The organism is Pseudomonas sp. PA-6-3C (assembly GCF_021605825.1).
Taxonomy (GTDB): Bacteria; Pseudomonadota; Gammaproteobacteria; order Pseudomonadales; family Pseudomonadaceae; genus Aquipseudomonas; species Aquipseudomonas edaphica.
This window is the reverse complement of record NZ_WKDV01000057.1, coordinates 24,373-33,913: the sequence shown is the minus strand read 5'-3', so window position 1 is coordinate 33,913 and position 9,541 is coordinate 24,373. Positions and strand designations below refer to the sequence as shown.

Annotated in this window: 8 protein-coding genes; 3 read left to right on the top strand and 5 right to left on the bottom strand. The window is 59.6% G+C overall.

Annotation, left to right across the window (positions count from 1 at the left end):
* The 5 genes from GIW48_RS27055 to epsC all read right to left on the bottom strand — a co-directional run.
* On the bottom strand, nucleotides 1-382 hold a 382-nt coding region (locus GIW48_RS27055; protein ID WP_236490686.1), incomplete at its 3' end, for a hypothetical protein.
* Between the two features lie 198 nt (nucleotides 383-580).
* Entirely contained in the window at nucleotides 581-1,618 is a 1,038-nt protein-coding gene (gene mgrA, locus GIW48_RS27050; protein WP_017135725.1) for an L-glyceraldehyde 3-phosphate reductase, read from the bottom strand.
* 108 nt (nucleotides 1,619-1,726) lie between these two features.
* A complete protein-coding gene (locus GIW48_RS27045) occupies nucleotides 1,727-3,055 on the bottom strand; it encodes an OprD family outer membrane porin (protein WP_017135726.1) in 1,329 nt (442 codons plus the stop codon).
* Between the two features lie 291 nt (nucleotides 3,056-3,346).
* On the bottom strand, nucleotides 3,347-5,308 hold the full coding sequence (gene betT / locus GIW48_RS27040) for a choline transporter BetT (RefSeq protein WP_169986756.1): 1,962 nt from the start codon (nucleotides 5,306-5,308) through the stop codon (nucleotides 3,347-3,349).
* 402 nt (nucleotides 5,309-5,710) lie between these two features.
* On the bottom strand, nucleotides 5,711-6,637 hold the full coding sequence (gene epsC, locus GIW48_RS27035) for a serine O-acetyltransferase EpsC (protein WP_017135728.1): 927 nt from the start codon (nucleotides 6,635-6,637) through the stop codon (nucleotides 5,711-5,713).
* 166 nt (nucleotides 6,638-6,803) lie between these two features.
* Between epsC and GIW48_RS27030 the strand changes: the two genes are divergently transcribed.
* The 3 genes from GIW48_RS27030 (at nucleotide 6,804) to tcyL (ending at nucleotide 9,539) form a co-directional block, all read left to right on the top strand.
* A complete protein-coding gene (locus tag GIW48_RS27030) occupies nucleotides 6,804-7,799 on the top strand; it encodes a D-cysteine desulfhydrase (RefSeq protein WP_236460979.1) in 996 nt (331 codons plus the stop codon).
* Between the two features lie 280 nt (nucleotides 7,800-8,079).
* Nucleotides 8,080-8,874, top strand: coding sequence for a cystine ABC transporter substrate-binding protein (gene tcyJ / locus GIW48_RS27025; RefSeq protein WP_177032365.1), 795 nt, complete (start codon nucleotides 8,080-8,082; stop codon nucleotides 8,872-8,874).
* Nucleotides 8,874-9,539, top strand: a complete 666-nt coding sequence (gene tcyL, locus GIW48_RS27020) for a cystine ABC transporter permease (RefSeq protein WP_017135731.1) — start codon at nucleotides 8,874-8,876, stop codon at nucleotides 9,537-9,539. The genes tcyJ and tcyL overlap by 1 nt, the downstream gene beginning before the upstream one ends.
* The last annotated feature ends 2 nt before the right edge of the window (nucleotides 9,540-9,541 follow it).

Below are 9,541 nucleotides of genomic sequence, written 5' to 3'. Positions count from 1 at the left end.
CAAGCCCGGCTCCCACATTGACCGCGTACTGCCGAATGAATTTGCCACACTGAAGATCAAAATGTGGGAGCTGGCTTGCCTGCGATAGCGGTGGACCAGCCACTACTTCATCGACTGACACACCGCCATCGCGGGCAAGCCCGGCTCCCACATTGACCGCGTACTGCCGAATGAATTTGCCACACTGAAGATCAAAATGTGGGAGCTGGCTTGCCTGCGATAGCGGTGGACCAGCCACTACTTCATCGACTGACACACCGCCTTCGCGGGCAAGCCCGGCTCCCACATTGGCCGAGTACAACCGAGTGAATTTGCCACACCGAAGATCAAAATGTGGGAGCTGGCTTGCCTGCGATAGCGGCGTACCAGCCCATGCATTCATCGACTGACACACCGCCTTCGCGGGCAAGCCCGGCTCCCACATTGACCGCGTACTGCCGAATGAATTTGCCACACTGAAGATCAAAATGTGGGAGCTGGCTTGCCTGCGATAGCGGCGTACCAGCCCATACATTCATCGACTGACACACCGCCATCGCGGGCAAGCCCGCTCCCACATTTTTGACCGGGTTGTACCAGCTTATTCAGCAGTGGACGGTTTTTCCCACAGGTTAATCCCGCCTTCCTGCGCAAACCGATCAATCTCCGCCAGTTCTTCCGCGCTGAAGCTCAAGTTCTTCAACGCGCCAACGTTTTCAATGATCTGCTCCGGTCGGCTCGCACCAATCAAGGCACTGGTCACCCGTGGGTCACGCAGGGTCCAGGCCAGGGCCAGTTGCGCGAGGCTCTGGCCACGGCGCTTGGCGATTTCATTCAACCCACGCACATGGGCAATGTTGGCTTCAGACAAGTGCTTGGCCTGCAACGAGCCGCCACCTGGGCGGTTGACCCGCGCATCGGCCGGCACGCCGTTGAGGTACTTGTCGGTGAGCAAACCCTGGGCCAGTGGTGTGAAAGCAATCACCCCTGCGCCAAGTTCGTCGGTGGTATCCAGCAGGTCTTTTTCAATCCAGCGGTTGAGCAGGTTGTAGGCCGGCTGGTGGATCAGCAACGGCACTTTCCACTCTTTGAGCAGCGCCGCCATTTCGCGGGTTTTCACCCCCGAATAAGACGAGATACCGATGTACAACGCTTTGCCCTGCTGCACGGCAGTGGCAAGGGCGCTGGCGGTTTCTTCCAACGGGGTGTCGGCGTCAAAACGGTGAGAGTAGAAAATATCCACGTAGTCGACGCCCAGGCGTTGCAGGCTCTGGTCCAGGCTCGCCAGTACGTATTTGCGCGAACCGCCACCCTGGCCGTAAGGGCCGGGCCACATGTCCCAGCCGGCTTTGCTGGAAATGATCAGCTCGTCGCGGTAGTGCTTGAAGTCTTCACGCAGCAAACGGCCGAAGTTGATCTCGGCGCTGCCATACGGTGGGCCGTAGTTGTTGGCCAGGTCGAAGTGGTTGATCCCCAGGTCAAACGCAGTGCGCAGCAGGGCGCGCTGGGTGTCAATCGGGGTGCTGTCGCCAAAGTTGTGCCACAGCCCCAGGGACAGTGCCGGCAGCACCAATCCACTGCGACCTACGCGGCGGTACGGGATAGATTCATAGCGGTTTTCGGCAGCAATGTAAGTCATCGAATCCTCTCTTGGACGTAGGCAAATAAGGCCTGGGAATAAGGTTATTCCCAGGCCTTTTAACCAGCTGAATCGCTTAAGCCTGCCGCTCCGTTCTACAGCAATTTCCTACCAGAGTGGAACGACGTAGCTGACATAAAAGCGATTTTCATCTTGAACGGTGGCACCGGTAATATCCGGGCTGGCGTGGGCATTTTTCCAGGTCACGCCCAGGCCCTTGAGGGTGCCGGTCGGTACTTGGTAAGCCACGGCAATGTTGCGTTCCCACTCGCTGGTGGTGCCTTGCACGGTGCGGATGTCATCACCGTGGGCATAGGCCGCCGAGAACGTCAGGCCGGTAAGGCCCAGCTTACCGAAGTCATACTTGTACTGCGCAAGCCAAGTGCGCTCACCGGCGTGTTGAAATTTATTCAACTGCATGTTGGTGAGCGCCGGGGTGTCTGCGCCTGAGCCCGGCCCTTGGCGGTTGTCGCCGCTGTTGAGACCGGAATCGAGGTACGGAAAGTCGCTGTCACCGCTGTTTTTCTGGATGCCCAAGCCGACGGTGTGACCGTCCAGGCTGTAGCTCTCCAGCAAACTGGCGGTGGTTTGGTTGATGCGGCCCTTGCTGGTGCCGTCGCCATACAGACCGGCGCCGGTAAAGTCTTTATCGCCGTCGGCGTTGGCGCCTACACCAAGGCTGCGGAACACCCGCACGTCGGTGTCAATGGCGCCCACGGACAACGCGTCATGGCGCTTGGCGCCGAGGAAGAACTGCTGGTAGTAATCCTCAAGGTTGGAGTACCACAGGCTCACGGTGGTGTTCTGGATGCCGGTGTAATCCGCACCGCCGAACAGGAAGCGATCACTTTCTCGGGTGCCGCCGGCGGTGATCATGCCTTGGTCGCCGGTTTCGTTGCGGATCTTGGTCTTGAAGATATCGCCGCCGGTGAAGGTGAAGTCGCTGAGGTCTTTGGAGACCAGTTGCACGCCGGTATTGGTCTGCTGGTACAGGCGGCCGTCGGTGTTGGCCAGTACCGGGTTGTTGCCATACAGCGTGCCAACCCGCAGTTCATCTTTGGCGAAACGCATCTTGAAGGTCGGGCTGAGTACACCGAACTGGTCGGCGGATTTGCCGTTGTCCAACGGGAACATGCTGCCTGGGTAACGGCCCTGGTGATCCTTGTCGTTGAGGTCGCCACCGGAATCGAGCTTCAAACCGTAAAACGCCTGCAAATCCAGGCCAAAACCTACCGGGCCTTCGGTGTAGCCTGACTTGAAGTTGAACTCGAAACCCTGGCCCCAATCCCGCACGCTATGCGCCTTGGCATTGCTGCCCACCACATCACGACCTTGCTGGTTGAGATAGCGGTTGAGCAGGGTCACGTCGGCGTGGCTGTCGTCGATAAAATCGGCATGGGCGGACAGCATAAAGCTCGCCATGGCGGCACCTACCATGGGGCTTATTAACGTCTTCATTGTTACCGGTCTCCGTCACTGTTCTGAAATGAAAGCGTCAAACGCTTCACACAATTACGCAGTGGCCAGATGACAGTTCGGAGTCAAAACGCTTAGTTCACGAATGAAATTAAGTTTAAGAAAGCCTTTAATTACGCGGGTTTGCGGGCATTTGATCGTTCCCACGCTCTGCGTGGGAATGCATCCATTGACGCTCTGCGTCATCCCTGCGGCGGGACGCGGAGCGTCCCAGGCGGCATTCCCACGCGGAGCGTGGGAACGATCGGTGGGTCAGCGCACCAGGTGCAGGAACTGCAGGTGGCGCTCGTACTGGTCGAGGATGTCGTTGATGATCTGCTCCTTGGTGTAGCCGACCAGATCGTAGTCCTGGCTGCCCTCACTCAAGTGCACTTCCGCGCGGTAATAGCGGCGGTTGTTGATCTCTTTGGAACCCATGCCACCCCGGGCAAACGACGGCGTGAAGTAACCGCGCATCTGCACCTGGTAAACGAATGGATGCTCCTCGCCATGCCCGATTTCCAGGCTGACGCTGTCGTTGGACGGGTCCGGCTGAGTCACCACATTCAGGCCTTTCTCGACAAACACCGCCGTCACTTCTTCAATCGCCGGGCGCACCGTCGATTCGAGGAAACGGTACACCTCATCACGTGACGGGAAGTGCACGGCCTGGCTCAAACGCTGGCGCCAACCGCCTCGGCCTTTGCGCGCCGCCGACACCGGTGCCAGCGAATGCAGCTGGGCAATCTGCTTCTGCGATTCGAGGTAGAAGGCCTTGTGCAGCCCCCACATCATCAGCAGCAAAATCAGCGAGAACGGCAACGAGGTCAGCACCACTGCCGATTTGAGCGAGTCGATACTGCCGGCAAACAGCAGGGCACTGGTGACCAGCGCCGTCATCGCGCCCCAGAACACCCGCAGCCATTTCGGCCCGTCTTCATCGGCGTTGCCGCCTTTGGACGAAAGCGTCGACAGCACTACAGTGCCGGAATCCGCCGAAGTGACGAAGAACACGAAGCTGATAAACACCGTGACGGCGATCACCGTCTTGCTCCACGGGTAGGTTTCCAGCAGCAGGTAGAGGCTCATCGAAGGGTCATCGATGGCCGACTGGCCCAACGCGGTCATGCCGTGGTTGAGTACCTGGTCGATGGCGCTGTTGCCGAAGATCGACATCCACGCCAGGGTGAAGCCCAGCGGAATCAGCAGTACGCCGAAGACGAACTCGCGGATGGTCCGACCACGGGAAATACGCGCGATGAACAGGCCCACGAACGGCGACCATGCGATCCACCAGGCCCAGTAGAACACCGTCCAACCGCCCAGCCAGTCGCTGGGTTTATCGTAGGCGTACACATCGAAGCTCTTGGTCGGCAAGGCGCCGAGGTAGTCACCGATGTTCTGGATCAAGGTGTTGAGCAAGTGCTGGGTGGGGCCTGCGAACAACACAAACAGCAGCAGCGCACAGGCCAGCAGCATGTTGATGTCGGACATCACTCGCACGCCCTTGTCGACGCCGGCGACGGCAACCAGGATCGCGGCGCCCATCATCAAGGTGATCAGGCCGACCTGGATCCACTGCGTATGCGCGATGCCAAACAGGTAGTCGAGACCGGAGTTGAGGTGCAACACGCCAAAACCCATATCGGCGCCCAGGCCGAACACCGTGGCGATGATGCCGAAGCCGTCCACCGCATAACCGATGGGGCCGTTGATGCGTTTGCCGATCAGCGGGTACAGCGCCGAGCGCAGCGCCAGCGGCAGGTTATGCCGGTAGGCGAAGTACGCCAGGGCCATGCCGACAAAGGCAAACACGCCCCAGCCATGCAGACCCCAATGCAGAAACAGGATCTGCATGGCCTGGCGAGCCGCATCGGCATTCATCGGCGCGCCCTGAGGCGGCTGCACCAGGTGTGTCAGCGGCTCGGAGACGCAGAAGAAAAACAGCGTGATGCTGATCCCGGCGGCGAACAGCATGCCGGCCCAGGACAGGTAACTGAATTCGGGCTCGTCGTGGTCGGCACCGAGTTTTATCTTGCCGTAGCCCGATAGCGCGGTGACCACCACGAAGACCAGATACAGCGTCATCGCGAGCATGTAGTACCAGCCGACCGTGTTGGCCGCCCAGTTTTGCGCTGCCAGCAGCCAGGCACCGGCCTGTTGCGGAATAGCGATGACAGTGATGCCAAACAGCAAAATGAAGGTTGCGGCAAAGTAGAAAACCGGCGCATTCATGCGCACCAGGCCGCTGGATGGGGTGGACGATGCACTCATGAACGATGCACCCCGAAGGTGTGTGATGTGGCTGTAAATAACGGACTCAGCAAAGGTAAGCCTCCTGTTGTGAGCGGGCAGCGAACCACCGGGTTTAACTTGAACGAGCATTCAAGTTAAACATAGGTAGGCGGTTTGGGACTAATCGCAGGGCTGAGTGGTAGACAATTCCTACACTAGCTCAAGGATTGGTATGACGGGCGGGGATGGCAAATCGTTCAGTGGCTCGGAATTGAAATGCGGACACTACTGTGGGAGCTGGCTTGCCTGCGATAGCGGTCTGTCAGCTACAAATGTGCCAACTGGTCCTCCGCTATCGCAGGCAAGCCAGCTCCCACAGTTGATCGGTGTTTGGCTCAAATACTATTTCTGCGCGCCGTCGTCATGCTGCAAATTCGCCTGCGTGATGTTCGCCCCCGCCGGCACGCTGCGGGTCAGCCACACATTGCCGCCAATGGTCGAGCCCTTGCCGATGGTGATGCGCCCCAGGATCGTCGCCCCGGCATAAATCACCACATCGTCCTCAACGATCGGATGGCGCGGGTGGCCTTTCTGCAACTGCCCGTCCTCATCCGCCGGGAAACGCTTGGCGCCCAACGTCACGGCCTGGTAGATGCGCACGCGCTCGCCGATGATCGCGGTCTCGCCGATCACCACACCTGTCCCGTGGTCGATAAAGAAACTCGGACCGATCTGCGCACCAGGGTGAATATCGATGCCGGTGGCCGAGTGAGCAATCTCTGCACTGATCCGCGCCAGCAACGGCAGCCCGGCGCGGTACAGATGGTGCGCCAGGCGATGGTGAATCACCGCCAGAATCCCCGGATAGCACAGCAGCACTTCATCCACACTGCGCGCAGCCGGGTCGCCGTGGTAGGCGGCGAGCACATCGGTGTCCAACAGGCTGCGCAGTGAAGGCAAGGCCAGCGCGAAATCCTGGATCAGGCGGATGGCCAGGGCATCGACCTCGCTGTCATCCCTTGCACCCTGGCGCGCGGCGTAGCGCAGCTCCAGGCGGGCCTGGGCAAGCAAGGCATTCAGGGCGACGTCGAGGGTATGGCCGACGTAAAAATCTTCACTTTCTTCACGCAGGTCTACCGGGCCCAGGCGCATCGGGAACAGCGCGCCGCACAACGCTTCAAGAATCTGCGCCACCGCCTCGCGGGACGGCAACTCGCGGCCACCGTGTTCGCCACTCAGGCGGCCATTGCGCGTTCGCCACTGGTCCCGGGCGCTGCGCAGCTGGCTGACGATGGTCTGTAATTGCCAATGACTGGAACGCTCACTCACGGTATTCACTCCTGACGAAATGGCCATCACTTTACGGTATGCACCCTGGCCGCCCTTAAGAACCAATGGTGTGATGCTAAGAACTATCCGGCATAAGCGATTGGCGGTTGCCGGTTGAAAAGTGCCTGCCTATAGTCGCCCCATCACTTAGCCACTGTATGTCGCCATGATCAAACAACAGCTCGACCGTTTTAACCGCCTGGAACTGCTGGGCGGCGCCACCGCCCTGGAAAAACTCGAGCGGCTGTCGGCCTGGCTGGGCAGGGACATTTACGTCAAGCGCGACGACACCACGCCGCTGGCCATGGGCGGTAACAAGCTGCGCAAGCTTGAATACCTGGCCGCCGATGCCATCGCCAAGGGCGCCGACACCCTGGTGACCTCCGGCGCCATCCAATCCAACCATGTGCGCCAGACCGCCGCGCTGGCCGCCAAGCTCGGCCTGGGCTGCGTGGCGCTGCTGGAAAACCCTACCGGCACCGAAGACCCCAACTATCTGGGCAATGGCAACCGTTTGCTGCTGGAGTTGTTCGACGCAAAGGTGGAATTGGTCGAGAACCTCGATAACGTCGACGACCAACTCAACGCCCTCGCCGACCGCCTGCGCAGCAACGGCAAGAAGCCCTACCTCGTCCCTATTGGCGGCTCCAATGCCTTGGGTGCCTTGGGTTACGTGCGCGCCGGGCTGGAGCTGGCCGGGCAGATCGAAGAAAGCGGCATCGAGTTCGCCGCCGTGGTGCTGGCCTCGGGCAGCGCGGGCACCCATAGCGGCCTCGCCTTGGCGTTGAGTGAAGTGCTGCCGGACCTGCCGGTGGTGGGCATTACCGTGTCGCGCACCGAAGAAGCCCAGTTCCCGAAAGTACAGGGCCTGGCCGAACGCACCGCCGAGTTGCTGGGCGTGGACATTCCCGAAGCCTTCAAAGTGATCCTGTGGGACGAATATTTCGGCCCGCGCTACGGCGAACCGAACGCCGGCACCCTGGCGGCGATCAAGCTGTTAGCCAGCCAGGAAGGCTTGCTGCTGGACCCGGTCTACACCGGCAAGGCCATGGCCGGTTTGCTCGATGGCATCGGGCGTCAGCGGTTTGAGGACGGCCCGATCATTTTCCTGCACACCGGCGGGGCACCGGCGTTGTTTGCGTATGACTCGGTGCTTAACTGAATAAACACCGATCAAAATGTGGGAGCTGGCTTGCCTGCGATAGCGGTTCGTCAGCTACAAATGTGTTGGCTGATACACCGTTATCGCAGGCAAGCCAGCTCCCACATTAGATCAACCTAATAGTCCAAAAAGAAATATCAAATTAATTTTATATTATTTTCAAGTCTTAAAAACTCGCTTTATAGTCGCGCCGAAGGCGAAGACGCGCACCGCGCTTTAAGGCAGGATACGACTACTGCGTCACCTGCTTCGCTCAACATAAAAAACACAGGGGCTGTTCATGACTATTTCTGTATTGCGTCGCACGTTGCTGGTTGGCACTTTGGGCTTGGCACTCGGGGCTGGTCTGATGGGCCAAGCCATCGCCGGCGAGCAGCTGAGCACCATCAAGAAGGCGGGCGAGATCAAGATCGGCCTGGAAGGCACCTACCCGCCGTTCAGCTTTGTCGATGAAAGCGGCAAGCTCAGCGGCTTTGAAGTCGAGCTGTCCGAAGCGCTGGCCAAAGAGCTGGGCGTCAAGGTCAAGCTGCAGGCCACGCCATGGGACGGCATCCTCGCCGCCCTGGAATCCAAGCGCCTGGATGCAGTGGTCAACCAAGTGACCATCTCCGAGGAGCGCAAGAAGAAGTATGACTTTTCCAAGCCTTACACCGTGTCCGGTATCCAGGCGCTGGTGCTGAAGAAAAACGCCGACAGCATCAAGACCGCCGACGACCTGGCCGGCAAGAAAGTCGGTGTGGGCCTGGGCACCAACTATGAGCAATGGCTCAAGGACAACCAACCCAAAGCCATCATCAAGACTTACAACGATGACCCAACCAAGTTCCAGGACCTGCGCATTGGCCGTATCGACGCCATCCTGATCGACCGCTTGGCCGCTCTGGAATACGCCAAGAAAGCCCCGGACACCGCCGCTGCCGGTGATGCCTTCTCCCGTCAGGAAGCCGGTATTGCCCTGCGCAAAGGTGAGCCAGAACTGCTCGACGCAGTGAACAAGGCCCTCGACAAGCTGCGCGCCGATGGCACCTTGAAGAAGCTGTCCGAGAAGTACTTCAACGCTGACGTCACTGAATAATGGAAGCAGGTTTCCAACTCGCGCTGGACTCCGCGCCCTTTCTGCTCAAGGGCGCGTACTACACGGTGATTCTTAGCCTCGGCGGGATGTTTTTCGGCTTGCTGCTGGGCTTCGGCCTGGCCTTGATGCGTTTGTCGCGCTTCAAGCTTCTAAGCTGGACCGCCCGAGTCTACGTGTCGTTCTTTCGCGGCACGCCCTTGCTGGTACAGCTGTTTTTGATCTACTACGGCTTGCCGCAAGTGGGCATCGAGCTGGATCCGATCCCGGCGGCCATGATCGGCTTTTCGCTGAACATGGCCGCTTACGCCTGTGAAATCCTGCGTGCCGCGATCAGCTCCATCGAACGCGGCCAATGGGAAGCGGCCGCCAGTATCGGCATGACGCGCGCGCAAACCCTGCGCCGGGCCATCCTGCCGCAGGCCATGCGCACGGCCTTGCCGCCGCTGGGCAACAGCTTTATTTCGCTGGTCAAGGACACGGCACTGGCCGCCACAATCCAGGTGCCGGAGTTGTTCCGCCAGGCACAGCTGGTGTCGGCGCGTACTTTCGAAATCTTCACCATGTACCTGTCCGCCGCCCTGATCTACTGGATCCTGGCAAGCATCCTGGCGCACTTTCAAAATCGCCTGGAAGACCGGGTCAACCGGCATGACCTGGAGTCCTGAGC

Excerpts from the sequence above, each read along its gene's own strand:
- mgrA (WP_017135725.1), bottom strand. The coding sequence starts at position 1,618 with ATGACTTACATTGCTGCCGAAAACCGCTATGAATCTATCCCGTACCGC.
- GIW48_RS27045 (WP_017135726.1), bottom strand. The coding sequence starts at position 3,055 with ATGGTAGGTGCCGCCATGGCGAGCTTTATGCTGTCCGCCCATGCCGAT.
- betT (WP_169986756.1), bottom strand. The coding sequence starts at position 5,308 with ATGAATGCGCCGGTTTTCTACTTTGCCGCAACCTTCATTTTGCTGTTT.
- GIW48_RS27030 (WP_236460979.1), top strand. The coding sequence starts at position 6,804 with ATGATCAAACAACAGCTCGACCGTTTTAACCGCCTGGAACTGCTGGGC.
- tcyJ (WP_177032365.1), top strand. The coding sequence starts at position 8,080 with ATGACTATTTCTGTATTGCGTCGCACGTTGCTGGTTGGCACTTTGGGC.
- tcyL (WP_017135731.1), top strand. The coding sequence starts at position 8,874 with ATGGAAGCAGGTTTCCAACTCGCGCTGGACTCCGCGCCCTTTCTGCTC.